Here is an 835-nt window from a genome sequence, read left to right as displayed (position 1 = left end):
TAAAACACCTGTAATCTGTGCAATCGGTGCCAACATACGTGAAGATAAAATTGAACAAGCCACTAACGCACCTGTGGTCATTTCACCGTCCATTACGGCAAAACATCCTACCAATACCACAATTGCATAGGTTAAGCCCTGAATCTTTTGGGTCCATGCCATTAAGGTACCGACAATTTTACGTTGTTTCATACCAATATCGGCTGAAACTTCATTCATGTGGTTCCACTGGTTTTGGAACCGTGATTCGGCACGCAATAGCTTAATATCTTCAATACCCTGCACCGCTTCGACAAGAATTGCGTTACGGATTGATGACTCTCTCATGCCCTCTTGTGCGAGTTGCGCTAGCTTCTTCTGTGCCAGAATACCCGGCAAAATCATAAGTGGTACAACCAGCAACATCACCCAAAATAGCTTTCCACCAATAATCGCAAAAATGATCAGGAACAGGAAAAAGAATGGGAAATCAGCAATAGCACTAATGGTGGTAGAGGTCACCAGTTCACGAACACCTTCGAGCTCACGAATCTGGGAAATAAAACTACCGGTAGACTTTGAACGGTCTTTATTTTTGATGCGTAAGGCATGACCAAATACACGGTCAGAAACAAGTAAATCTGCTCGTTTACCAATAATATCGGATAAATATACCCGTGATATACGCAAGGTAAACTCAAAAATAGCGGCAATCAGTACACCACCAGCCAGCACCCATAAGGTTGGAACAGACTGTGAAGGCACAACACGGTCATACACTTGCATTGAGAAAACAATGGTTGCCAGTGCCAAAATATTGGCAATGAGTGAGGCAAACATAATATCAACGTAGCGC

Annotated in this window: 1 protein-coding gene; it reads right to left on the bottom strand. The window is 43.1% G+C overall.

Annotated features, from left to right (window positions below; translation table 11 throughout):
- A partial coding sequence (locus tag ACXM0J_RS18825; protein ID WP_479750748.1) for an ABC transporter transmembrane domain-containing protein occupies positions 1 to 835 on the bottom strand: 835 nt, incomplete at both ends.

Source organism: Acinetobacter sp. GRABPA_MV_2, assembly GCF_056725885.1.
Note: the sequence above shows the minus strand (reverse complement) of the source record. Positions and strands in the feature narration are given on the sequence as shown.